Raw genomic sequence first — 24043 nt, 5'->3', positions numbered from 1 at the left:
CGTGAGGCAGGTCGACCTGACAGACGTGGATTGCGGAATCACCCAGGCCCTCGGGGTGCTGACCGACTGGTGGACGTTCCTGATCGTGCGGGACGTGGCCGGCGGGGTGACCCGCTTCGACGCGCTGCAGAAAGAGCTCGGGATGAGCCGCCGCGCCCTGGCCGAGCGGCTCGCCGCCCTGGTCGAGCACGGCGTGCTGGAGCGCCGGCGCTACACCGACCGCCCGCCCCGCCACGACTACCTGCTCACCGCCAAGGGCGAGGGCCTGCTCCCGGTGCTGCTCACCCTGCAGGAGTGGGGCGACCGCTACGTGCTCGGCGACGGCTCGCTGACCGCCACCGCCGAGGAGGGCTCGGCCGAGCAGCGCCGGGTGCGGTCCCTGCTCGGACGCGCGCTGCCGGAGCTGACCCTGCCCCGGCAGGACGGCGCACCGGCCCGCCCCGCCGAGCCGGGCGCCTGGACCGTGCTGTTCTGCTTCCCCGGCGCCTTCGCTCCGGAGTCGCAGGGCTATCCGCCGCGCTGGACGGACATTCCCGGCACCCGCGGCTGCACCCTGGAGGCGACCACCTACGCCGCCCGCCACGACCGGTTCGTCGCGGCCGGCGCCCGGATCCGGGGCGTCAGCACCCAGCGCCCGGACCAGCTGGCCGCCTTCGCGAGCCACGCCGCCCTGCCCTATGACCTGCTCTCCGACGCCGACGGCCGGCTCGCCGCGGCGCTGCGCCTGCCCACCTTCCGGGCCGGCGGCGCCGACCGGCTCAAGCGTCTGACCATGCTGGTCGACCCGGCCGGCACGATCCGCGAGGTCCAGTTCCCGGTCACCGACCCGGCCGCGTCGGTCGACGCGATGCTGCTCGCGGTCACCGACCGGACCCCCGTTCAGGTACGCCCGGAGCGCCCGCCCCGCGACCCGCGTCGGCCGACCCGTGGCGCGGCCGTGTAAAGCGCCATCCCGAGCAGCGTGAGCCCGGCCGCCGCCGCCGTCACGCTCCGCGGCGACGGCCCCGGCATGCCGGTCGTCGGCAGTGCCGGGCCGGGACCGGGCGGCGGTGGCACGGGCCGGACCGGCGGCGGCGCGGCCGGGACGCTGGCGGTCGGGCGGGCCGGGCTCGGCGACGGCGCGGTGGAGCGGGACGGCGACGGGCTCGGCGACGCGGGGCTGGGCGCCGGCGGCGACGGGGAGGCGGACGGCGCGGGGGAGGACGGCGGCGGGACGGTCACCACCACCGTGCCCAGGGCGACGTTGCCGTCCGCGTCGACGATCTCGTAGGTGAAGCGGTCCTCGCCGACGAACCCCGGGTCGGGCGTGTAGGTCACCGAGCCGTCCGAGTTGAGCCGCGCGCTGCCGTGCGCCGGCTGGGTGATCCGCCGGTCCACCACCGGGCGGCCCTGCCCGTCGACCGCGGGCAGCGGGATTCCGGCCGGTTGCCCGGGCGGCGTGGTCACCGCCTTGTCCGGCACCGCCGGCGGCGGCCCGACCACGACCGTCACGGTCGCCGAGGTCCGGTGCCCGACCGCGTCCCCCGCCGTGTACACGAAGCTCGCCACCCCGGAGAAGTCGTCCGGCGGGACGTAGGTGACCGCGTCCGGGCGGTCCACGGTCGCGGTGCCGTGGTCCGGCCGGGTGACCGCCTCCACCTCGAGGCTGCCGGTCTCGTCCAGGTCGTTGGCGAGCACCGGGATCGACACGGCTCTGCGGTACGGCGTGAACCGTGAGTCCGCCACCGCCAGCGGTGTCACGTCGGTGACCAGCACCGTCACGGTCGCCTCGGCGGTGCCGCCCAGGGCGTCACGGACGGCGTACCGGAAATCGTCCTGTCCGGTCCAGTTGACCGGCGCCGCGTAGCGGACCGTGCCGCCGGACCGCGTCGCGGTGCCCCGCGCCGGAGCGCTGACCGCGGTGATCGTCAGGCCACCCGGGATCGCCGCGGTGTCGTTGGCCAGCACGTCCACGGAGACCTGCTGCCCGGCGCGCACCGCCGCGACGTCCGGCAGCACCGCCGGGGCGGCCCGGACCAGCACGGTGACCTGGGCCTGTGCGGTGTTGCCGAGCGGGTCGCGGATGACATACCGGAAGATCTCGGCCCCGGCGAACCCGGCCGCCGGCAGGTACCGGATCCGGCCGTCCGCCTGCACCGTGACCGTGCCGTGCGCGGCCGGCCCGGCCGACGTGACAGTCAGCGGGTCACCGGCCGGGTCGGTGTCGTTGGCCAGCGCGTCGATCACCACCGGTCCGCCCGCCCCGGTCTCCGCGGCGTCGTCGGCCGCGACCGGCGCGGCGTCCACGACGACCGTGACGGTCGCCGTGCCGGTGCCGCCGAGATCGTCGGTGAGCGTGTAGTCGAACGTGTCGGTGACCGTTCCCGGCAGCGGCGTGTAATCCACCGTCAGCGGCCCGCTGACCGTGACGGCGCCCCGCCCGGCCGGCCCGGCGGCGACCACGCTGAGCGTCTGCCCGATGTTCGGATCACGATCGTTCCCGGTCACCGGCAGCGTCGTCGCCCCCTGCGCGCGGACCCGGAACGTGTCGTTCACCGGGACCGGCGGCGCGTTGCGCACCACCACGGTGACCGTCGCGGTGGCCGGCTTCCCGGCCGGGTCGGTGATCGTGTAGTTGAACGTGTCGGCGCCGGTGAAGCCGCCGGCCGGGGTGTAGATCACCGACCCGGCCGGCCCGGCGGCGACCGTCCCGTTCGCCGCCGTGGTCCAGCTGAGCAGGGTGACCGGGTCGCCGTTCGGGTCGTCGTCGTTCGCGGTCACGGCGATCGGGACCGCGGTGTCGGTCGGCGTCGAGGCGGTGTCCGGGCGGGCCGTCGGGGGCGCGTTGACCAGCCCGATCGTCACCGTGGCGCCGGAGGTGCCGCCGCGCCCGTCGGTGATCGTGTAGTGCAGCGTGTCGGCGCCCGACCAGCCGGGCGCCGGCTGGAAGACGATCCGGCCGCCGGACACCGTCGCGACGCCGTGCAGCGGGGCGACGTCCACGCTGACCGTGAGCGGGTCGCCGTTCGGGTCGTCGTCGTTGACCAGCACGTCGATGGTGGCGGGCAGGCCGGCCGGCAGGGTGACCGCGTCCGGGCGGGCGACCGGCGGCGCGTTGGCCACCACGACGGTGACCGTGCCGGTGTCGGTGCCGCCCCGGTTGTCACCGACGGTGAAGGTGAAGCTGTCCGATCCTGACCAGCCGGCGTCCGGCATGTAGGTGAGCGTGCCGTCCGGGTTGCGGACCACCACGCCGTGCGCCGGATCGGTGGCGCCGATCACGCTGAGCGGATCGCCGTTCGGGTCGGCCGCCCCGGCCAGCACCGGGAGCGGCTTCGCGGTCCGATATGCCGTGCTGGTCACCACGTCGGCCACCACCGGCGGCGCGTTGGCGACGAGGACCGTGACGGTCGCCGTCGCCCGGCCGTTGCGGTTGTCGTCGATCGTGTAGTCGAACGTGTCGGTGCCCGAGAAGCCCGGGTCGGTGGCCTGGTAGACCACGTCCCGGCCGGAGATCGACACGGTGCCGTGCCCGGCCGGCCCGGTCGACACCACGCCCAGCGTGTCGCCGTTGATGTCCTGGTCGTTGCCGAGCACCGGGACGGTGACCGCGCCGGCGTAGGCGACCGTCGCCAGGTCGTCGCTCGCGGTCGGGACCGCGTTGGCCACGTCCACGGTGAGCTGGGCCGTGGTGGTCGCCTGACCGTCGCTGACCGTGTACGTGAAGGTGACCAGCCCGACCACGGTGAGCAACGGGCTGAACGTGATGCCGCCGCCGGCGAAGCTGAGCGTGCCCTGGTGCGGGTCGGTGACCGCGACCACGGTGAGCGGGTCGCCGTTCGGGTCGCTGTCGTTGGCGGTCACCGGCACGGTCACGGTGCCGCCGGTGTCCACCGCGGCCGCGTCGTCCAGGGCGACCGGCCCGGCGTTCGGGGTACGCACGGTCACCACCGCGCTGTCACTCCCGCCCCAGACGTCGGTGATCGTGTACGTGAACGGGTCGTCCCCGGCCCACCCGGCCGCCGGCGTGTACGCCACCGTCCCGCCGGCCAGCACGATCGCCGACCCGTGCAGCGGCGGCGTGCTGATCGCCACGGTGAGCGCCGCGGTGATGCCGTCCGGGTCGTCGTCGTTGCCGAGCACCGCGATGGTCCCGGGCGCCTGCCCCGGGTCGGCGACCGCGCGCGGCGCCAGGTTCACCACCACGTCGGCGGTGGCGGTGTTGTCGGCGGGCGTCGGCTCCGGGTTGGCGCCGTACCCCAGCAGACTGGCCGACGGCCGTGCCCCGGCGGCCGGCTGGACCGTGGCCGGGATCGTCGCGGTGCCCCGGGTGCCCGGCAGCAGCGGCCCGAGCAGACACGTCACCACCTGGCCGAACTCGGTGCACCCGGCGGGCAGCGGCCCGGCGCTGACCCCGGCCGGCAGGGTCAGTGCGGCCCGGGCGTCCGGCTCCGCGCCGAGCCCGTTGTTGGTCACCGTGATCAGGTAGCCGACCGGGGCGGGCAGCGCGGACCGCTGCACCGCGGCCGGCGTCCCGGTCAGAGTGACCGCCAGGTCGGACTGGGCCGGGGCGATCACGCTGGCCATCGTCCCGGCCAGCCCGGAGACGCCGACCCCGGCGGTGTGCCCGGTGTAGCTCAGGTTCACCAGGTTGGTGATCGCGTAGCCGGCCGGAGCGTTCGCGGTCACCCGGACCTGGAAGACCGCGACGACCACCGCCTGGTACGGGACGTCACCCAGGGTGAAGGTGACCGTGTCCGGGACCGGGGCGCCCCGTAATCGGGCCGAGCCCGGGACGAAACTGGTGTAGGCCGGGATCGCGCCGGTCAGCACGGTGCCGTCGGCGGTGTCGTTGCCGTCGTTGCGCACCTCGATCCGGTACTCCAGGATGTCGCCCGGGAGCAGGCTGCCGCCGTTCAGGTCGGTGCCGGTCATGGTGGTGACCAGCTTCGGGGCGTACAGGTCGATGGCGAACGTGACCACGCCCGGGTAGTACGTGTCGCTGCTGGTGGTCAGCGTCAGGGTGGCCGAGGTGGCGGCGTGGCCCAGCTTGTCGGTCGCGTCCACGGTGTCGACGTCGACGCCGAACAGGTTGGCGTTACCGGGGTCCCGGCCGCCCGGCGGGGCGGTGCTGTTGAAGTAGTTGTCGGCCGGGTTCACCGGGTCCGACATGATCTGCCCGTTGATCTTGAGAGCGTCGCCGCGCTTGCCCAGGTCACCCTCGTACGCCACGGTGCCCACCTCGGCACGCACCGAGCCGGAGTGCGGCGTCTCGAAGCCGCTCACCGGGATGTTGAGGTTCCCCGACGTGCTGCTGACCGTGCCCAGCCCGTCGTAGACCCGCAGCGCCCGCAGCACCTCGGCCGGGTTGCGGTAGGCGATCGCCAGCGCCCACCCGGCGTACCGGTCCTGGCCGGTGCCGGCCTGGATGTCGGCCACCCCGTACACCCCGCTGCCGGCCCCGGCGACCAGCCCGGTCACGTCGGCGAAGCCCTGGTACGGGGCGCCGGTGCCGTAGACGGTGGACGCGGTGACCGGCTGCCAGGCGGCGCTCGCCGGGGTGCGCAACCGGACCCGGTTCTTGCTCGCCGGCGCCAGGGCGGGCAGCCCGGCGGGGCCCGCCGTGACGTTCGCGCTCCAGTACAGCCCGGCGAACAGCACCGTGCTGCCCGGCGGCAGCGACACCGTGGCGGTGCTGTCGTTCAGCGTGGTCAGGTCGTGGTCGGCGTCCGCGCCGACCATCGCGAAGTCGTTGTCGTCGAGCTGCGCGCCGGTCCCGTCACGGCCGTCCCGGCAGTCCGGGTCGAGATCCGGGCAGACCAGGCTGGCGTTGCCGCGCAGCAGGATCGAGCCGTTGGTGTTCGCCTCGAACCGCAGCGCGAACGCCGGCGGAGCGGCGGCCACGCCACGATCCACCAGGAACACGCAGCAGCCCAGGACGACGGTCCAGACCAGCAGGACCGCGGCCGCGGTGCGATGCATGATCAGGACGCTAATCGCTGGATGTGACGTGTGTGGGCCGGACCACATTCCTCCGCCAGGGTGACACCGGCGGGGACTAACCTGGGACGGGTGCGTGATCCCTCCGTCTCCCGCTACACCGCCGGCCGCCTCTCCCCGATCCGCCGGACCGCCGATCTGCGGCGGCTGCGCGACGAGAAATTCGACGTCCTGGTGATCGGCGGCGGGGTCACCGGTGCCGGCGCCGCGGTCGACGCCGCCTCCCGCGGGCTCAAGGTCGCCCTGGTCGAGGCACGTGACTTCGCCGCCGGCACGTCCAGCCGCTCCAGCAAGCTGATCCACGGCGGTCTGCGCTACCTGGAGCAGCTCGAGCTGCACCTGGTGCACGAGGCGCTGACCGAGCGCGGGCTGCTCGCCACCCGGATCGCCCCGCACCTGGTCCGCCCGGTGCCGATCCTGGTCCCGCTGCCGGCCGCCAACCCGGCCCAGCGGGTCTGGCAGCGGGGCTACTACGGGCTCGGCGTGGCGGCCTACGACGCCTTCGCCGGTGTCTTCGGCGGCGGCCGCGGCATGCCGCTGCACCGGCACCTGAGCCGGGACGGCGCCCGGCACATCTTCCCCAGCCTGCGCGCCGACAAGATCGCCGGTGCGATCCGCTACTACGACGGCCAGATGGACGACGCCCGCCTGGTGGTCAACCTGGCCCGGACCGCGGCCGCGCAGGGCGCCGCGGTGGTGACCAGCGCCCGGGTCACCGGCTTCCTGCGCGAGGCCCGCGAGGTGGTCGGCGTCAAGGTCAAGGACCTGGAGTCGCCCGGCTCCGAGGAGTTCGAGGTCCGCGCCAAGACGGTGGTCGCGGCGACCGGCGTGTGGAGCGACGACATGTCGCAGATGCTGCACGACGTCGGCGTCCGGCCCGGCTTCAAGGTGCGCGCCTCCAAGGGGGTGCACCTGGTGGTGCCCCGCTCGGCGATCACCGGCGAGGCCGGGCTGATCCTGCGCACCGCCACCTCGGTGCTGTTCGTGCTGCCCTGGGGCGGCCACTGGATCATCGGCACCACGGACACCGACTGGCAGCTCGACCGGTCCCACCCGGCCGCCTCCGCGCGCGACATCAGCTACCTGCTCGACCAGGTCAACACGGTGCTCGACCGGCCGCTGACCACCGACGACATCGAGGGTGTCTACGCCGGGCTGCGCCCGCTGCTGTCCGGCGAGGCGGACAGCACCTCGAAACTGTCCCGTGAGCACGCGGTGATCGAGCCGATGCTCGGGCTGATGCTGGTGGCCGGCGGGAAGTACACGACGTACCGGGTGATGGCCGCCGACGTGATCGACCGCGCGGTGCGCCGGCTGGGCGGCCCGTTCCGCGAGTCCCGCACCGACCAGCTGCCGCTGCTCGGCGCCGACGGCTACCAGGCCGCCTGGCGGGACCGGCAGGACACCGCCCGCCGGCACGGCGTCACCACCGGCGTGGTCGAGCACCTGCTGGAGCGGTACGGCACGCTGACCGTCCACCTGCTCGCCATGATGGCCGCCGACCCGGAGCTGGCCGTCCCGCTCGCCGGCGCCCCGGAATACCTCGCCGTCGAGGTGGCCTACGCCGCGCTCGCCGAGGGCGCCCTGCACCTCGACGACGTGCTCACCCGGCGCACCCGGATCTCGATCGAGACGGCGCACCGCGGCTCCGCGTCGGCCGAGCATGCCGCCCAGGTGATGGGCCAGGTGCTGGGCTGGGACGACACGGTCCGCACCCGGGAGGTGGAGCACTACCTGGCCCGGGTCACCGCCGAGCGCGAGTCGCAGACCAAGCCCGACGACCGCACCGCCGACGCCGCCCGGGTCGGCGCCCCGGACGTCCGGGGTCTGGCCGGCGACCGCCGCGCCGACCTGCTCGAGCTCGACCTTTGATCCTCGTCGACGAGCCGCGCTGGCCAGGCCGTGGCCACCTCTGGTCCCACCTGGTCAGCGACGTCTCCCTGGCCGAGCTGCACGCCTTCGCCGAGATGCTCGGCTCCCCACGCCGAGCCTTCGACCGCGACCACTACGACATCCCGGCCCACCGCTTCCGCACCGCCCTCTGGCTCGGCGCCACCCTGGTCCCGTCCCGCGAACTCACCGCCCGCCTCCGAGCCGCCGGCCTCCGCCGCCCCAAACACCTGACCCGCTGACCGCTCCAGGCCGCTCGCCCCAGCCTTCGGTTCCCGTCAGGCGTCACTTGACGCACGGCCGCTGCCTGCTTCAGGCCCGCTCGGCGCACGGCCGCTGCGTGCGCCAAGCCCGCCCGGTGCACGGCGCTGCCCGCTTCGGGTCCGCTTGACGCGCGGCCGCTGCGTGCGCCAAGCCCGCTTGGTGCACGGCCGCTGTCTGCTTCAGGTCCGCTTGACCCACGGCCGCTGTCTGCTTCAGGTCCGCTTGACCCACGGCCGCTACCTGCTCAGGCCGCTTGGTGCACGACCGCTGCCCGCTTGGCGCATGGCCGCTGTTTGCTTCAGACCCGCTTGGCGCGCGGCCGCTGCCACACCCCAACCCCTTTTCGATACGGCGTCCACCCCGCCCCAACCGCACAGCGGTGTCCCGCGCTCGACGCCAGGCCGCTGCCACCTCACGACCACGGGGCCGCATCCGGGCCGAACTGCACCCTCCCGGTGGTCCGCCCAAACCCCCGACCAGCTCTGGTTTCTGCTGGGCGCGAGGCGCGTCGCTGTCGGGGTCGCTGCGCGCGTCGCGGTCGGCGGGCTGGGCGCGAGGCGCGTCGCTGCCGGGGTCGCTGCGCGCGTCGCGGTTGGCCGGCTGGGCGTGAGGGGTGTCTCCGGGTGGGTGAGGCACCCGTGGGAGCCAGCCGGACTGCCGTGAGGCGCTTTGCGGTCTGGGGGCGAGGCGGACTTGGCGGGTTGGGGTTTGGCGGGTCGTGGCCACCCACGGACGTCGCCCTGGAGGGCCGGGCGTTCTGGACGCGCAGCGGCCAGCCCGGCCCGGAAGGGTCCCTGGCGGGAGCGACGATCAGTGATCAGCGCGGATCCGAGTCAGCAGGCTCTTGATCTTGAATTTGCCCGGAAGTCGGCCCGGAAGGCGGCCCGGATGCCGGCCTGGAGCCGGCGGTGGCCGCTACGCGGGAGCGGTCGGAAGCCGGCTCGGGGTCGTGCCGAAACCGCTACGCGAGCAGCTCCAGCTCCGCTTTGAGGTTGCGCTGGGCGGCGGCCTCCCACGCGTCGCGGATCGGGGCGAGGCGGTAGATCGACGGGAGTTTCAGCAGCTCCTGGAGGACCCGGGAGCGGGCGGCCCGGAAGTCGCCGTCCGGGACGTGGGCGTATTCCCGGCGGATCGCGGTGGTGTAGCGGGCGTAGCGCTCCTCGTCGGCGGCCAGGATCGCCAGGTCGGCGTCGCAGAGCAGCTCGCCGTCCGGGTCGTCGTCCTCGGTGGCGTGGCCGGCGGTCAGCCCGACCAGGCGGGCCACCTCGGCCGCCACCTCCTCCGGCGCGCCCAGCGTGAGCAGCAGCCCGTGGGCGAACTCGGCGCTGTCCCGCTCGTTGGCGTCGCCGAGCGCCCGCGGGTCGTAGACCGCGTCGTGCAGCCAGGCGGCCAGCCGCACCCGGTCCGGGCGGGGGGCGAGACCGGCGAACTGGTCCACCACGTCCAGCACGGCCGAGAGGTGAGTCACGTCGTGATAGTGACGTTGCGGCTCGGTCCAGCGGCTGAGCAGGTAATTTGCGGCGGAGTCGAGATCGTCGTCAGCGGCGGTGGCGCCGGCGCCGCGCGCCGCCGCCCGGAATCGGTCGGGCAAAGATGTCACGATGGCCATCCTGGCACGGAGGTAGCACGCATGATCGGCGTCGCGAGGGATCGGGCCGACGCGGTGGCGAAGCGGGCCCGGGCCGGACTGATGCTTGCCCTGCAAGCGGGCCTGGCGGCCGGCCTGGCGTGGTATTTGGCACACGACGTGATCGGCCGGCCGGCGCCGTTCTTCGCCCCGATCGCCGCGGTGATCACGCTGGCCTCGTCGGTCGGTCAGCGGATGCGCCGGACCGCCGAGCTGGTCGCCGGCGTCGCGGTCGGCATCGGGCTGGGCGACGGGATCATCCTGCTGATCGGCACCGGCCCGGTCCAGATCGGGCTGATCGTGCTGCTCGCCGTGCTGGTGGCGACCGCGGTCGGCGGCGGGCCGCCGCTGATCGTGCAGTCCGCGTCCTCGGCGGTGCTGGTCGCCACCCTGACCGTGCAGACCGGGCACCCGTGGACCAGGTTCTTCGACGCGCTGGTCGGCGGCGGGGTGGGCCTGGCGGTGATGACCGTGCTGCTGCCGATCAACCCGCTCAGCGTGGTGCGCCGGGCCGCCGATCCGGCGCTGCGCGCCTTCACCGCCGGGCTGCACGAGGCGGCGCTGGGGCTCTCCGACGGCGACCCGGACGTCATCGAGGCCGCGCTGGCCCGGTTGCGGTCCGCGGAGGGGACGTTCGCCGCCTTCGGTACGGCGATCGAGGCGGCCCGGGAGAACGTCGCGTTCGCCCCGGCCCGATGGCACAGCCGGGGCGCGCTGGCGCAGTACGTGGCGGGAGCCCCGCAGCTCACCTACGCGCTGCGCAACGTCCGGGTGATGATCCGCAGGGCGCAGACCGCGCTGAACGACCGGGAGCGGGTGCCGGAGGTGCTGCCCGCCTCGGTCCGGCACCTGGGCGACGCGGTGGACCTGCTCCGGCAGGAGTGGGCGCGCGGTGTCGAGCCGGTGGAGACCCGGGAACGGGCGCTGCGGGCGGCGGCCGAGTCCGGGCGGGCCTACGACACCGGGCTGGGCTATTCCGGTGGTGTGGTGGTGGCCCAGATCCGCACCTCGGTGGCCGACCTGCTGCGCGCCACCGGGGTCGAGTACGCCGAGGCCACCCGGCAGGTGCGGGTGGCCGTGGGCTGGCGCGGGCGGCCGCACGGCGCGCGGAACCGGGCCGCCCGGGCACGGCCGCCGGCGCCACCGTCCGGCCGGTCGCCGGAGCCGGGCGCCGGCTGATCGATGCCCGCTTGATCTTCTCGGTGCTCCTCGGGCACGCCGGGCAGGCCCGCGGTGACTACGCTGGCGGGCATGGCCGACGTCTCGCCGACCGGGTCACCCGATCCGGTTCATCACCCCAGCTCCCCACCGGAGCCCGCGTCGGCTCCGCCGGCCCCGCAGTTCCCACCGGTTCCGCAGTCGGCGCCGCCGGCCGGGCAGTTCGCGCCGGCTCCGCAATCGGCCCCGGCGGGGCAGTTCGCGCCGGCTCCGCAGTCCTGGCCGGCTGACGGGGTGGCGCCCGCCTACGCCCCGGTCAACGTGACCGCCGAGGCGGTGTCGGCGGACGCAGTGCCGCCGTTCCCGGTGGAGGCGGTGCAGACCGTCGCCCCGGTCCCCGGCCGCCGCGCCGGCTGGCGCCGCTGGCTGCCGATCACCCTGGTCATCCTGCTGATCGCCGGCGCCGCCGTCGGCATGCTGATCTTCCTGGGTTACAACATCGGCCTGGCCGGGCTGGCCATCGGCCTGACCGCCGCGGTCCTGCCGGTCCCGCTGCTGGCCAGCGCGTTCGCCTGGCTGGACCGCTACGAGCCGGAGCCGGTCAAATATCTGATCTTCTGTTTCGCCTGGGGCGCCGCGGTGGCCACCGCGGCGGCGCTCGCGGTGAACACCGGGGCGGCCTGGCTGTTCGACCAGATCGGCCTGCCGGACGCGCTGGTCGCGGTGCTGGTCGCGCCGTTCATCGAGGAGACGATGAAGGCGCTCGGCCCGCTCCTGCTGTTCTGGAAGCGGCGCGCCGAGTGGTCCGGCATCACCGACGGCATCGTCTACTGCGGGCTCTCCGCGCTCGGCTTCGCCATGGTGGAGAACGTGCTCTACCTGGGCGGTCACGGCTACGCGGCAGGCGCCCAGGAGTACGGTCCGGCCACCGGCCTGACCAACGTGTTCGCCATCTTCATCGTCCGGATCCTGTTCACCGGCTTCGCCCACCCGCTGTTCACCTCGATGACCGGCATCGGCCTGGGCATCGCGGCGCGCTCCGCGGACCGGAACGTGCGCTGGCTGGCCCCGATCGGCGGCCTGCTGCTCGCGATGATCCTGCACGGCACGTTCAACCTGCTGCCGACGCTCTCCGCGGCCACCGGCGAGTCGCTGATCATGCTGTACGGCTACCTCGGCTTCATGGTGCCGTTCTTCTTCGCCGTGGTCGGTTTCGCGATCGCGCTGCGCAGCTGGGAGGGCCGGCTGGCCGAGCGGGTGCTGCACCACTACGTGCGGACCGGCTGGTTCGCGCCGCCCGAGGTGGCCGCGCTGGGCAGCCTGGGCCGGCGGCACTCGGCCCGGCAGTGGGCCAAGCGGGTGGCCGGTCCGCCCGGCGGCAAGGCGATGCGGAACTTCCAGTTCGCCGCGACCCGGCTGGCGCTGATCCGGGACGGCATGCAGCGCGGGCTGGCCGGCGACCCGGTGGAGATGACCAAGGCGGCCGCCGAGGAGCGCGAGCTGCTCGGCGCGGTCACCGGCTACCGGGCGGTCTTCGCCGGGCGGGACCCGCAGACCCCGCCGGCCTGGTGGGACGGGCACAGCTACCGGATTACCTTCCCGGACGGGGTGGTGCGCACGGTGGCGCCGCCGGCCGAGCCGGTGATGCCGGTTCCGGTGCGGTTGCCGCCGCCGATGCCGGTGTATCCGGCGGGTTATGGCCCGTACAGCCCGTATGGCCCGCCGCCTGGTTACGGACCGCCGCCTGGTTACGGGCAGCCGCCCGGCTACGGGCCGCCGCCGTTCGCGCCGATGCCGCCGGGGCAGCAGCCCTACAAGTAGAGGCCGGTGCCGTCCGACTCGACCCGGGTGGCCGCGACCGCGTGCACGTCCCGCTCGCGGAGCAGCACGTACTCCTTGCCGTGCAGCTCCACCTCGGAACGGTCGTCCGGGTCGAACAGGACCCGGTCACCGACCACGATCGACCGGACGTTCGGCCCGACGCCGACCGCGGTGGCCCAGGACAGCCTGCGGCCCATCGAGGCGGTGGCCGGGATGACGATGCCGGCGGTGGAGCGGCGTTCGCCCTCCCCACCGTCCTGGCGGACGAGGACGCGGTCGTGCAGCATCCGGATCGGCAGTCCGGAGTCGGTTCGGGCGGTGTCGGCACTCACGACTGCAGACGGTACGCCGCCGACCGGCGCGACGTTCCGCGTGGTCCGGATCGCGTCCGCGGGTCGCGGGCGCACAGCCGGGACAGCGGCGGACTACCGTGATGGGGGCGTAATCAAGGGGCGAGGGGGTAGGCGGTTGAACCGCTTGCAACGTGTCCGGGAAAACCTGAAGAGGGCGTACGACACGGGACGGGAGTCGGTCCGGATGGCACGTGTCGACCGGCCGGCACGGGAACCGGATCCGGAGGACGACTACGCCCCGCCGTCACCCGAGCCGGCCGTGGTGCACGGCTCGACCACCAGCCTGGACGACGCGGACGTGCCGCACTCGCTGCGGATCGCCGCGGCCTGGAGCTGGCGGCTGATCGTGGTCGGCCTGGTCGGTTACGCCGGGCTGAAGTTCATCGGCCTGGTCGACGTGGTGGTCGTTCCGCTGGCGATCGCGTTGCTGCTCACCGCGCTGCTCGGCCCGGCCGTCGGCTGGCTGCTCAGACTGCACCTGCCCCGGTCGCTGGCCACCTTTCTGGTGCTGGTCGGCGGCCTGGCCGCGGTGGTCGGGACGCTCACCCTGGTGGTGAACCAGTTCATCGACGGGGTGCCGCAGCTGACCGAGAAGGCCAGCGCCGGCGTCCGGCAGATCCAGGACTGGGCGCGGACCGGCCCGCTGCACCTCTCCGACAAGCAGGTCGACCAGGCCATCGACTCCGCGCAGGACTGGGTGAACGACAACACCTCGTCGCTCACCTCGACCGGCATCTCCACCGCGGCGACCCTGTTCGAGCTGCTCACCGGGCTGCTGCTGGTGCTCTTCGCGACGTTCTTCTTCCTCCGGGACGGGCGCAAGATCTGGCGGTTCATCGTCCGGCTGTTCCCGGTGAACGCGCGCTGGTCGCTGGCCGACGCCGGCGACGCGTCCTGGGCGACGCTCGGCGCCTACGTCCGGGCCACCGTGCTGGTCGCCTTCATCGACGCGGTCGGCATCGGGCTGGCGCTGCTCATCCTGGACGTGCAGTTCGCGTTCCCGCTGGCCGCGCTGGTCTTCCTGGGCGCGTTCATCCCGATCGTCGGGGCCGCCGTCTCCGGCTCGGTGGCGGTGCTGGTCGCGCTGGTCGGCCAGGGCTGGGTGGTCGCGCTGATCACGCTGGGCGCGGTGATCCTGGTGCAGCAGCTGGAAGGCCACGTGCTGCAGCCCCTGATCATGGGCCGGGCGGTGGCCATCCACCCGCTCGCGGTGATCATCGGGATCGCCTGCGGGGTGGTGCTGGCCGGCATCATCGGGGCGCTGGTCGCGGTGCCGCTGATCGCGGTGCTGAACACCGGCGTGCGGCGGTTGTCCCGTCGAAGGCCGGAGATCCCGCCGGATGCGGTGGTGGTCACGGCGGGCAGCGGCGGCTAAGGGGGGAGGCGTCGAAGCCGGTCTCGGTCTCGGTCTCGGTCTCGGTCTCGGTCTCGGTCTCGGTCTCGGTCTCGGTCTCGGTCTCGGTCTCGGTCTCGGTCTCGGTCTCGGTCCCGGTCCCGGTCTCCATCTCAGTCCCGGTCCCGGTCCCGGTCCCGGTCCCGGTCCCGGTCCCGGTCCCGGTCCCGGTCCCGGTCCCGGCTCCGCCCCGGTCCCGGTCTCCATCTCAGTCCTGAGCCCGAAGCCGAAGCCGAAGAGCGTTGTCCACACCAGCCGGTTGTCCACAGTCCTGTCCCGGGCGATCCCGCTTTCGCGTCACACTGTCTTCGGGCGGCTCCCCCTGGGTGGGCGGGGACTGGGAAGTGGGCGGGGCAAGGGTGTTGCACCACGATCGCTTTGGAGGAGCCTGGACAGGCGATCGGTGGCCGCCGGGGTTGCGGTGCGCGCCGGGGGCTGTGCACAGCGGGGCTGCAGTGCACAGCGGGGCTGGGGTGCGTGGCGGGCCGCGGTGTGCGGTGGGGCTGCGGCGTGCGGTGCGCGAGGCTGCGGCGTGCGGCGTACCTGCGGGGTGCGGCGGGGCTGCGGTGTGCGGCGTGCGGCATGCGCGAGGCTGCGGTGTGCGGTGGGGCCGCGGCGTGCGGCCGACGCGTGCGGCCGACGCGTGCGGCGGGGCTGCGGCGTGCGGCGTGCGCGAAGCTGCGATGTGCGGCGGGCTGCGGTGTGTGGTGGGGCGGGACGCTTCGGGCGTACCGGGAAGCGGTTTTGGTCCGGAAAGCGCAAGGGCGGGACCCCCGAAGGAGTCCCGCCCTGAACAGAGCGTGGGTCAGGCGGTGGCGACGCTCAGGGCCACCTCGTTGACGCCGCGGGTGGCGTCGACGGCGAGTTCGCCGTTGCCGAAGCGGCTCAGGGCGCGCAGCGTCCACGAGCCCGGGGCGGCGAAGAAGCGGAAGACGCCCTCGGGTGAGGTGACCACCTCGGCGGTGAACTCGCCGGAGCCGTCGAGCAGGCGGACGTAGGCGCCGCCCACGGCCTCACCCTCGGCGGTGCGGACCAGACCGGTGATCACGGTCTCCTTCTCCAGGTCGACGCTCGCGGGGAGGGGAGCGGACTGGTCGGGAGCGGCGCAACCGGCGGCGATGTTGGCGGGAGAAGTCATGTCGATCAGGCCTTTCCGGGCTCGTCGCCGAGGGCGATCGGCACACCGATGAGGGAGCCGTACTCGGTCCAGGAACCGTCGTAGTTCTTGACGTTCTCCTGGCCGAGCAGCTCCTTGAGCACGAACCAGGTGTGCGAGGAACGCTCGCCGATCCGGCAGTACGCGATGGTGTCCTTGCTGCCGTCCAGCCCGGCGTCGCCGTAGATCTTGGCGAGCTCCTCGTCGGACTTGAACGTGCCGTCCTCGTTGGCGGCCTTGCTCCACGGCACGCTGATCGCGGTCGGGATGTGACCGGCGCGCTGCGACTGCTCCTGCGGCAGGTGCGCCGGGGCGAGCAGGCGACCGGCGAACTCGTCGGGGCTGCGCACGTCGACCAGGTTCTTCACGCCGATGGCCTGGACCACCTCGTCGCGGAACGCGCGGATCTCCAGGTTCGGCGCCTTGGCCTGGTAGGAGGTCGCGGCGCGGGCCGGGACGTCCTTGGTGTAGACGCGGGCGTCCAGCTCCCACTTCTTGCGGCCACCGTCGAGCAGCTTGACCGACTCGTGGCCGTACAGCTTGAAGTACCAGTACGCGTACGCCGCGAACCAGTTGTTGTTGCCGCCGTACAGGATCACGGTGTCGTCGTTGCTGATCCCGCGCTCGGACAGCAGCGCGGAGAACTGCTCCTGGTTGACGAAGTCGCGGCGGACCGGGTCCTGCAGGTCCTGCTTCCAGTCGATCTTGATGGCGCCCGGGATGTGGCCGCCGTCGTACGCGGTGGTGTCCTCGTCGACCTCGACGAAGACGATGCCGGGGGTGTCCAGGTTCTTCTCGGCCCAGTCGGCCGATACGAGTGCGTTGTCGCGACTCATCGTTTCACTCCCTGTGTGGGTGATTGGGTGAGTCAGCGCACGGAGGTGTGGTCGCACCCCGCGCGGACCCATGGATAGGTGGGATCACGGGCTGGTTTGCGACGGCGCCACTGCCGGACAGAAAGATGCCCTGGGCTAGAAGAAGAGGGTGCTCAGCACCGAGCGGCTCCGTCAGTCAGACGGAGCGACACAGGCACGCGGCCACGCGACACAGGTCGATCGCGCGCCTTTTCGTGAGCAACGGGCTCATAGAACGGACCCTACCAGCGGTTCCAGAGCGCGGAACAGTACCGACCACGATCCGGGACGAGGCGCGGATCACAGGCCGCCGGCGTTGAGGTTCACGTCGTTGGCCCCGAACGTCACCTTCAGCCCGTCCGGCTCGGGGGTCAGCGTGCGTACCTTGAGCTGCAGCGGAAGCTCCGGCGCGGGCAGGTCGAGGCTGAGCTTGTCGACGTAGGACTGCACCAGGTTCTGGATCACCGGCAGGTCCGGCAGATTCGCCGCCTTCACATCCGCGAAACGGACCCGGATCCCGCCGTCGACCACGGTCAGCTTGGCGGTGCCGGAGACGTCGAACTGCTGCCCGAGCGCGGCCACCTGAGCCGAGCCGACCAGCTTGCCGTCCTTCTCGGCGAGCTTCAGACCCTTCTGCCCGATCAGCTCGACCAGCTGCGGGTAGTCCAGGGTGCCGGTGCCGGTCAGAGTGCCGGCCACCACGGTGCCCTGGCCGCTGCGCAGCGCGTCGAGCGGCGCCTTCACGTCCCGTGCGCGGATGTCCAGCAGGTCCATGTGGATCTTGTCGCCGGTGCCGGTCGGGCCGGTGAAGTTCGGAAGCTGGATCTGGATCTCCTGGTACTCCCCGCGGGCCACCTGGGTCAGGAACGGGACGCCCTTGATGTCCACCTCGGGGGTGTCGCTGCTGGCCTTCCGCGCGGCCACCTGCTCGGCGACCTTGTCCCCGATCACCCCTTCGGCGTACGACGCGCCGTACCGGTCGACCACCAGCAGGCCGCCGAGCAGCAGGAGCAGCAGCACCACGACAGCGATCAGGAGCCCCCGGCCCCGGCGGCGGCGCGGGCGCTGGTCGGTCGCGTACTCCTCGGTCACGGGGCCTCCCGGGTCGTGGGCTGTTGAGGACCGTACATGCCCACGTCCACGGTCCCCGGAAACGGAGGGTTCAGGTGAGATAGAGGTGCACGAGCGCGTAGGCGGCGGCGAAGGTGAGCGCGAACCCGCCGAGCGGGCCGGTCATGTGCCGGGCCAGCCAGAAGGTCGGCGCCTCGCCGGCCAGCCGGCGGCCCGCCTCGCCGAAGTTCACCGCCAGGTCGACCAGGATCGCCGCGACCGCCGCGATCAGGCCGGCCACCGCGCCCTTGGCCGGGGTGAACGGGAAGATCAGCTGACTGCCCAGCCAGGCGGTGGCGAAGGTGCCGACCATCGCGCCCAGCACGATGCCGGCGGCGCCGCGGGGCACCTGCGCGGCGATCCGCGGTTTCGGGAGCACCGCGTCGGTCAGCCGGGAGACCAGCAGCGCCAGCCCGGCGCCGGTGCAGCAGACCAGGATCGCCTGCGAGCCGAGCGACTGCCGGGTCAGCACGATCGGGATCGCGTAGGCCACCACGCCGAGCACGATCAGCAGCGTGGTGCGCCACGAGTCGCCGACCCGGTGCCGGTCGTCGGCCCGGACCAGCTGGCCGCCGAGCGCCACCAGGAATCCGGCCACCGCGACGTAGAGCAGGGGCAGCAGCCCGGGCTGCTCGCTGGTGGCCGCCAGATAGCAGGCCACCAGGCCGGTGCCGCCGCTGATCGCGGCGGTCGCCGAGCGGGCCGGTGGGTTCAGTGCCATGGTCCAGGCGAGCAGGCCGAGCAGCTGGACGCCGAACAGGATGATCGCGTACGCCGTGCGGTTGTCCGGGCCGGTGGTCAGCGTCCCGGCGATCAGGGCCGCGCCGAGCAGCGCCGCGAACCCGCCGATCGCCACCGACAGCTTGGGCCGGACCGGGACGACCTCGATCTCCTCGAACTCCTCCTCGTCCTCCGTCTCCGGATCGGCGGAGGAGGGCCGCTCCTCGGGCTCGTCGTCCGGCACGGCGCCGTACATCCCGGCTTTGGGGCGGCCCGGGGTCAGACGCGCGACGTCACGGGAGGCGTCGGCATCCCAGGGGTCGTCCTGCGGCATGGAGGGGAACACGCCTGCGATCGTGCCAGAAGCCCGGCTGGCACCCAACTTTGTAAAAGGCGCGTTACGAACCCGGCGAACAGGGGTTTAGTACGTCACTTGCGGGTGCGAAGCCGTGGTGACCACCGATGGATCGGTTAAGGTAACCGCAACCCACCCGTCGGTGACGCCGGGCCCAGTCTCTCCGGTGGCGGAGCTCTGAGCTGCGCAGACCGGGTCACCCGAGCGGCCTCGCGCCGCGAGGACGGAGGTGAGTGTGGAGATCCTTCTGTTGGTGACGGCACGTGCCGGTGAGCCTTCCGCCGTGCTGCCCGCCCTGGACCTGCTGCCCCACTCGGTTCGGACCGCCCCCCGTGACGTGCGCACGCTGGTCTCCGGTCCGAGCCCGGACGCAGTCCTGGTCGACGCCCGTTCCGAGCTGTCCGAGGCGCGTGCCACCTGCCGGATGCTGCATGCCACCGGCATCGGGGTCCCGCTGATCGCGGTGGTCACCGAGGCCGGCCTGATCGCGCTGAACGCCGACTGGGGCGTCGACGACGTGATCCTGGCCAGCGCCGGCCCGGCCGAGGTCGAGGCCCGGCTGCGGCTCAGCGTCGGCCGGCTGAACAACGCGACCGCCGGGGCCGGCGGCTCGATCCGGGCCGGCGAGCTGAACATCGACCCGGACACCTACGCCGCGAAGCTGAAGGGCCGCCCGCTCGACCTCACCTACAAGGAGTTCGAGCTGCTCAAGTTCCTCGCCCAGCACCCGGGCCGGGTCTTCACCCGCGACCAGCTGCTGCGCGAGGTCTGGGGCTACGACTACTTCGGCGGCACCCGCACCGTCGACGTGCACGTCCGGCGCCTGCGGGCCAAGCTCGGCTCGGAGTACGAGTCGATGATCGGCACCGTGCGCCAGGTGGGCTACAAGTTCGTGGTCCCGCCGTCCGGCCGCCAGCTGCCGGACAACGACCCGGTCTCCCTCCCGGTCTGACCGCACCGTCGATGGAGAGGCTGTCCGCCGCCGAGAGCGATGCCGTCCTGGCCCTGGCCGAGGCGGCGGACTATCCCCTTTCCGAGGACGTGGTGCTGCGCGTCCGCAACGGCGGCGGCCGGCATCTGCTGGCCCGCGCCGAGGACGGCAGCCTCGCCGGTTACCTGTTCGTCGAGGACGGGTCCGGTGAGCTCGTCGTGCACCCGGCGCACCGCCGCCGGGGGCACGGCACCGCGCTGCTCGCCGCCGCCGGCGACGGGCCACTGCGGATCTGGGCGCACGGCGACGATCCCGGCGCGCGCGCCTTCGCCGAGCGGCACGGCTTCACCCGGGCCCGGGTGCTCTGGCAGATGCGCCGCTCGCTGCTCGAGCCGCTGCCGGACATCCCGCTGCCGGCCGGTGTGACCGTGCGCGGCTTCCGGCCCGGCGCCGACGAGCAGTCCTGGCTCGAGGTGAACGCGAAAGCCTTCGCCGAGCACCCGGAGCAGGGCCGCTGGACGATCGAGGATCTCCGGCTGCGCGAGGCGGAGCCGTGGTTCGACCCGGCCGGCTTCCTGCTCGCCGTGGACATCGCCGACACCCTGCTCGGCTTCCACTGGACCAAGGTGCACCCGGCCACCGACACCGAGCCCGCGCTCGGCGAGATCTACGTGCTCGGAGTGGACCCGTCCGGGCACCGCCGCGGCCTGGGCGCCGCGCTGAGCGTGGCCGGGCTGCGGCATCTGGCCGCCGCCGGCCTGACCGTCGCCGGGCTCTATGTCGACGAGTCGAACACCGCCGCCGTGAAGCTCTACCGGCGCCTCGGGTTCGACGTCTACCAGGCGGACATCAACTACAGCCGGTGAACGGCTTCAGGTAACGCCCCGGACAAGCCGATATCTCGCTGAGGTCACGAGCGCGCCAGCATATCCGACATTTCGGATGGGGGGCGCGCGGTTCACTTAACGGACAACTGGCAATCAGGGCTTGGCCATCTCGACGGCCGAACGTGTTCACTCCCAGTTCATTTGCGACCGGTTCGCAGGTCACTTGGCACTCTTAGTTTTCCCTTCGAGCCGGTGAGCGACCGGCTGCACTGAACCCGAAGGGGACAACAACCGTGAAGTTCCAGCGGTCCGGTCTCGTTGCCGGCATTGCTTTGACTGCGACGATCGCGCTCACCGCGTGCGGCTCGGACAACAACGACAAGGGCTCGGACACCGGCGCCGCGGCTCCGTCCGCCGGCACCTGTGCCGGTGGCACCCTGACGGCTCAGGGCTCGAGCGCTCAGAAGAACGCCATGGACGAGTGGATCAAGGCGTACACCGCGGCCTGTGCCGACGCCAAGATCGACTACCAGGGCACCGGCTCCGGCGCCGGCGTCAAGGCCTTCATCTCGGGCCTGGCCGACTTCGCCGGTTCCGACTCCGCCCTGAAGGACGACGAGCAGCCCCAGGCCGACGCCAAGTGCGGCTCGCCGGCGCTCAACCTCCCGATGGTCACCGGCCCGATCGCGGTGGTCTACAACGTGGACGGCGCCGACGGCCTGCAGCTGTCGCCGAGCACGATCGCGAAGATCTTCGCCGGCACCATCACCAAGTGGGACGACCCGGCGATCAAGGCGGAGAACGCCGACGCCAAGCTGCCGTCGGCCACCATCGAGGCGGTGCACCGCTCGGACGAGTCCGGCACCACCGACAACTTCACCAAGTACCTGAGCAAGACCGCGGAGAAGGACTGGACCTTCGACCACTCCAAGGTGTGGCCGGCCACCAAGGGTGGCACCGGCGCGCCGAAGTCGGACGGTGTGGCCGCCAAGATCAAGAGCACCCCGAACACCATCTCCTACGTCGAGCTGTCCTTCGCGGAGAACAGCAGCCTGAAGATGGCCAAGGTCAAGAACGGCGCCGGTGAGTACACCGAGCTGACCCCCGAGGCCGCCGGCAAGGCGATCGAGGGCGCGACGGTCAAGGGCACCGGCGACGACCTGAAGCTGGACATCGACTACAACACCAAGACGGCCGGCGCCTACCCGATCGTCCTGGCGACCTACGAGATCGTCTGCACCAAGTACGCGGACGCCGCCAAGGGCAAGGCGGTTCAGGGCTTCCTGAAGTACACCGCCTCCGCCGAGGGCCAGAAGAAGCTGGCCGACCTGGGCTACGCGCCGCTGCCCGAGACGGTGCGCGCCAAGGTTGCCGCGTCGGTCGACAAGCTGTCCTGACCCGGTTCGACAATCCCTCCGAGACGACAGCGAGCGCGTAGATGGGTGACTATCCCTCTCGCTCGGTGAACGCCACCGCCGGCGACCTGGGTGTGACTGGACGTCACGCCCGGGGCGCCGGCTCCGGCATGCCACCGGGCAGTTACGACGAGCCCCCCTTCGGTGGCGGCGGCGCCCTCCCCAAGAAGGCCCGGTTCTCCATGGAGACCGGCTTCCGCGGGATTTCCCGGGCTGCCGGCGCGATGGTGCTGGTCATCATCGTCGCGATCGCCGTCTTCCTGATCTCCAAGGCGGTGCCGGCCCTCTCGGCCGACACCGAGAACTTCCTGACCTACAACCGCTGGAACCCGAACGCGGCGGAGCCGGCCTTCGGCATCTCCGTGCTGGCCTTCGGCACCCTGCTGTCGTCGATCATCGCGCTGCTCGTCGCGGTGCCGATCGCGCTGGGGATCGCGCTGTTCCTGTCGCACTACGCGCCGAAGCGGCTGGCCACCCCGCTGGGCTTCGCGATCGACCTGCTCGCCGCGGTGCCCAGCGTGGTCTTCGGCCTCTGGGGACGCGACGTCTTCCAGGAGCCGATCCGCGAGTTCTCGGTCTGGCTGAACCACTACTTCGGCTGGCTGCCGATCTTCGGTGGCGAGGGCCCGTTCGGGCAGTCGATCATGCTCGGCGGCGTGGTCCTCGCGATCATGGTGCTGCCGATCGTCACCTCGCTCTCCCGGGAGGTCTTCCAGCAGACCCCGGCGATGAACGAGGAGGCCGCGCTGGCGCTCGGCGCGACCAAGTGGGAGATGATCCGCACCGCGGTCCTGCCGTACGGCAAGCCCGGCGTGGTCGCCGCCGTGATGCTCGGCCTGGGCCGCGCCCTCGGCGAGACCATCGCGCTGGCGCTCACCCTCGGTATCACCTGGAACATCTCGTTCAACCTGATCCAGTCCGGCGGCAACTCGATCGCCGCGAACATCGCCAACTCCTTCAACGAGGCGAACGACACCGGCCGCGGTGCCCTGATCGCCTCCGGCCTGGTGCTGTTCGCCATCACGCTGGTCGTCAACATGACCGCGCGGGCGATCATCTACCGTCGCCGCGAGTTCCGGGACAGTGCCGCATGAGTCTTCTTGATCGCGAGATGCCGGGCGTCGTGATGACGCCGGACAACATTCGCAGCCGCAAGTTCCCGCTGGCCGCCAACCTGGCGGTGGCCGCCGCCGCGATCGTGCTGTCGGCCGCCGTGGTGCTCGGCACCGGCGTCGGCAACTGGGTCCTGGTGGCCGTCCTGGCCGGCGTGCTCTACCTGGTCGGGCTCAACGTCGCGGCGGCCCGGGTGGAGGGCAAGCGGGCCGCCCGCAACCGGATGTGGCAGACCGCCATCTACACCGCCTGCGTGCTGGCCGTGCTGCCGCTCGCCTCGGTGGTCTGGACGCTGGTCTCCAAGGGCGTGGAGCGCCTGGACGGCGACTTCTTCGGCTCCTCGATGGCGAACATCGGCGCCCGGGACGCGAACGGCGGCGCCTACCACGCCATCATCGGCACCCTGGAGCAGGTCGGCATCGCCACCCTGTTCGCCGTGCCGCTCGGCGTGCTCGGCGCGATCTACCTGGTCGAGTACGGCAAGGGCCGGTTCGCCGGCACGGTCCGCTTCTTCGTGGACGTGATGACCGGCATCCCGTCGATCGTGGCCGGCCTGTTCGTCCTGTCCTTCTGGGTGCTGATCGTCAGCCCGTGGTTCAACGACGGGAACCCGCAGTACTCCGGCTTCGCCGCGGCGCTCGCGCTGACCGTGCTGATGCTGCCGACCATCGTGCGCTCCACCGAGGAGATGCTCCGCCTGGTGCCCGGTCCGCTGCGGGAGGGCGCGTACGCGCTCGGCGTCCCGCAGTGGAAGACGATCATCAAGGTGGTCCTGCCCACCGCGGCGCCCGGCATCGTCACCGGCGTCATGCTCGCCATCGCCCGCGCGGCCGGCGAGACCGCCCCGGTGCTGCTGGTCGCGGGTGGCCTCGCCCGGATCAACTTCGACCCGTTCAGTGGTGGCCAGTCGTCGCTGGCGCTCTACGTGTTCCAGCAGGCCGGCGACGCCTCGAAGTACGCGCCGGCCCGGGCCTGGACCGCCGCGCTGACGCTGGTCGCGCTCGTGCTGATCTTCACCATCGGCGCCAAGCTGCTCGCCCGCCGCAACAAACTGACCCGGTAAAAGAGGTTCCCCCA

Annotated in this window: 20 protein-coding genes; 11 read left to right on the top strand and 9 right to left on the bottom strand. The window is 72.7% G+C overall.

Annotated elements, in window-relative coordinates; translation table 11 throughout:
* The first annotated feature begins 1 nt into the window (after position 1).
* Entirely contained in the window at positions 2-943 is a 942-nt protein-coding gene (locus tag BJY16_RS05880; protein ID WP_185038093.1) for a winged helix-turn-helix transcriptional regulator, read from the top strand.
* On the opposite strand, the gene BJY16_RS05875 is transcribed toward BJY16_RS05880, so the two are convergent.
* Positions 880-5961: an Ig-like domain-containing protein gene (locus BJY16_RS05875; protein ID WP_185038092.1), complete on the bottom strand. Its 5082-nt coding sequence runs from the start codon at positions 5959-5961 to the stop codon at positions 880-882. The two genes, BJY16_RS05880 and BJY16_RS05875, sit on opposite strands and share 64 nt — an antisense overlap.
* Before the next feature lie 90 nt (positions 5962-6051).
* Here BJY16_RS05875 and BJY16_RS05870 point away from each other — a divergent pair, with 90 nt between their 5' ends.
* Positions 6052-7851, top strand: coding sequence for a glycerol-3-phosphate dehydrogenase/oxidase (locus BJY16_RS05870; RefSeq protein ID WP_185038091.1), 1800 nt, complete (start codon positions 6052-6054; stop codon positions 7849-7851).
* Positions 7848-8111, top strand: coding sequence for a DUF4031 domain-containing protein (locus tag BJY16_RS05865; RefSeq protein ID WP_185038090.1), 264 nt, complete (start codon positions 7848-7850; stop codon positions 8109-8111). The genes BJY16_RS05870 and BJY16_RS05865 overlap by 4 nt, the downstream gene beginning before the upstream one ends.
* A 983-nt stretch (positions 8112-9094) precedes the next feature.
* Here the strand turns inward: BJY16_RS05865 and BJY16_RS05860 are convergent.
* Entirely contained in the window at positions 9095-9742 is a 648-nt protein-coding gene (locus BJY16_RS05860) for an HD domain-containing protein (RefSeq protein ID WP_185038089.1), read from the bottom strand.
* Positions 9743-9763: 21 nt separating this feature from the next.
* Here BJY16_RS05860 and BJY16_RS05855 point away from each other — a divergent pair, with 21 nt between their 5' ends.
* The gene (locus BJY16_RS05855) at positions 9764-10939 is read left to right on the top strand and encodes an FUSC family protein (protein WP_185038088.1); all 1176 of its coding nucleotides are present in this window, start codon (positions 9764-9766) and stop codon (positions 10937-10939) included.
* A 72-nt stretch (positions 10940-11011) separates the two neighbouring features.
* Positions 11012-12739: a PrsW family intramembrane metalloprotease gene (locus BJY16_RS05850; protein WP_239177224.1), complete on the top strand. Its 1728-nt coding sequence runs from the start codon at positions 11012-11014 to the stop codon at positions 12737-12739.
* On the opposite strand, the gene BJY16_RS05845 is transcribed toward BJY16_RS05850, so the two are convergent.
* Positions 12730-13026 carry a GroES family chaperonin gene (locus BJY16_RS05845; RefSeq protein ID WP_185046288.1) on the bottom strand — a complete coding sequence of 99 codons (297 nt, stop codon included), beginning with the start codon at positions 13024-13026 and terminating at the stop codon, positions 12730-12732. The genes BJY16_RS05850 and BJY16_RS05845 overlap by 10 nt on opposite strands.
* A 250-nt stretch (positions 13027-13276) precedes the next feature.
* Here BJY16_RS05845 and BJY16_RS05840 point away from each other — a divergent pair, with 250 nt between their 5' ends.
* Positions 13277-14467 (top strand): AI-2E family transporter, encoded by a 1191-nt coding sequence (locus BJY16_RS05840; protein ID WP_239177222.1) that lies wholly within the window; start codon positions 13277-13279, stop codon positions 14465-14467.
* On the opposite strand, the gene BJY16_RS05835 is transcribed toward BJY16_RS05840, so the two are convergent.
* The 6 genes from BJY16_RS05835 to BJY16_RS05815 form a co-directional block, all read right to left on the bottom strand.
* A complete protein-coding gene (locus BJY16_RS05835) occupies positions 14445-14597 on the bottom strand; it encodes a hypothetical protein (RefSeq protein WP_185038087.1) in 153 nt (50 codons plus the stop codon). The two genes, BJY16_RS05840 and BJY16_RS05835, sit on opposite strands and share 23 nt — an antisense overlap.
* Positions 14598-15290: 693 nt before the next feature.
* Positions 15291-15623: a DUF1416 domain-containing protein gene (locus tag BJY16_RS05830; RefSeq protein WP_373873437.1), complete on the bottom strand. Its 333-nt coding sequence runs from the start codon at positions 15621-15623 to the stop codon at positions 15291-15293.
* Between the two features lie 5 nt (positions 15624-15628).
* The gene (locus BJY16_RS05825) at positions 15629-16477 is read right to left on the bottom strand and encodes a sulfurtransferase (protein WP_185038086.1); all 849 of its coding nucleotides are present in this window, start codon (positions 16475-16477) and stop codon (positions 15629-15631) included.
* Between the two features lie 175 nt (positions 16478-16652).
* Positions 16653-16727, bottom strand: a complete 75-nt coding sequence (locus BJY16_RS48305) for an Ms5788A family Cys-rich leader peptide (RefSeq protein WP_311775359.1) — start codon at positions 16725-16727, stop codon at positions 16653-16655.
* Positions 16728-16795: 68 nt separating this feature from the next.
* The gene (locus tag BJY16_RS05820; RefSeq protein ID WP_239177220.1) at positions 16796-17587 is read right to left on the bottom strand and encodes an LmeA family phospholipid-binding protein; all 792 of its coding nucleotides are present in this window, start codon (positions 17585-17587) and stop codon (positions 16796-16798) included.
* A gap of 70 nt (positions 17588-17657) precedes the next feature.
* Positions 17658-18671 (bottom strand): hypothetical protein, encoded by a 1014-nt coding sequence (locus BJY16_RS05815; RefSeq protein WP_239177218.1) that lies wholly within the window; start codon positions 18669-18671, stop codon positions 17658-17660.
* A gap of 244 nt (positions 18672-18915) precedes the next feature.
* On the opposite strand from BJY16_RS05815, the gene BJY16_RS05810 reads away from it, so the two are divergent.
* From BJY16_RS05810 to pstA, 5 genes are all read left to right on the top strand, one after another.
* Positions 18916-19632: a winged helix-turn-helix transcriptional regulator gene (locus tag BJY16_RS05810; protein WP_185038085.1), complete on the top strand. Its 717-nt coding sequence runs from the start codon at positions 18916-18918 to the stop codon at positions 19630-19632.
* An 11-nt stretch (positions 19633-19643) separates the two neighbouring features.
* Positions 19644-20477: a mycothiol synthase gene (gene mshD / locus BJY16_RS05805; protein ID WP_185038084.1), complete on the top strand. Its 834-nt coding sequence runs from the start codon at positions 19644-19646 to the stop codon at positions 20475-20477.
* A 254-nt stretch (positions 20478-20731) separates the two neighbouring features.
* The gene (gene pstS, locus BJY16_RS05800) at positions 20732-21835 is read left to right on the top strand and encodes a phosphate ABC transporter substrate-binding protein PstS (RefSeq protein ID WP_185038083.1); all 1104 of its coding nucleotides are present in this window, start codon (positions 20732-20734) and stop codon (positions 21833-21835) included.
* Positions 21836-21876: 41 nt separating this feature from the next.
* On the top strand, positions 21877-22947 hold the full coding sequence (pstC, locus tag BJY16_RS05795) for a phosphate ABC transporter permease subunit PstC (protein WP_185038082.1): 1071 nt from the start codon (positions 21877-21879) through the stop codon (positions 22945-22947).
* 32 nt (positions 22948-22979) lie between these two features.
* Positions 22980-24029: a phosphate ABC transporter permease PstA gene (gene pstA, locus BJY16_RS05790; RefSeq protein WP_373873439.1), complete on the top strand. Its 1050-nt coding sequence runs from the start codon at positions 22980-22982 to the stop codon at positions 24027-24029.
* Positions 24030-24043 lie beyond the last annotated feature (14 nt).

Origin of the sequence: Actinoplanes octamycinicus, assembly GCF_014205225.1 — a bacterium.
Lineage (GTDB): Bacteria > Actinomycetota > Actinomycetes > Mycobacteriales > Micromonosporaceae > Actinoplanes > Actinoplanes octamycinicus.
Note: the sequence above shows the minus strand (reverse complement) of the source record. Positions and strands in the feature narration are given on the sequence as shown.